This window comes from Agaribacillus sp. DX54 (genome assembly GCF_056858335.1).
The window spans coordinates 1-413 of record NZ_JBXEQE010000137.1 but is presented as its reverse complement, the minus strand read 5'-3'; the positions used below and the strand labels follow the sequence as shown (position 1 = coordinate 413).

Below are 413 nucleotides of genomic sequence, written 5' to 3'. Positions count from 1 at the left end.
GGCTACCGCATTGAGCTGGGAGAGATAGAGAATGTCCTCTCCTCGGTAGCGGGAGTGAGCCAGAGTTGCGTTTTGGCCAGGGAGGATAACCATGGCAGTAAGCAATTGGTCGGCTATGTGGTCATGGAAGGCGCTCTGGAAAAGGAAGCCTTACAAGCACAATTACAAGAAAGCTTACCAGAATATATGGTTCCGCAGTTATGGGTTTCTTTGGATGAGATGCCCTTAACATCAAACGGGAAGTTAGATAAGAAGGCCTTACCGGATTTAGACAGTTCAGCCTTGTCAACTAAAGAATACGTGGCCCCAAGAACAGCAACAGAGGAGCAGTTGACAGCGATCTGGCAGGAGCTGTTGGGTGTTGAAAAGGTGGGTATATACGATAACTTCTTTGAACTGGGCGGCCATAGTTT

1 protein-coding gene is annotated in these 413 nt (G+C 48.2%); it reads left to right on the top strand.

Features of this window, described 5'->3' with window-relative positions:
* Window positions 1-413 (top strand): AMP-binding enzyme (locus AC04NP_RS30690; protein ID WP_482863952.1); only part of this gene is annotated, 413 nt, incomplete at both ends.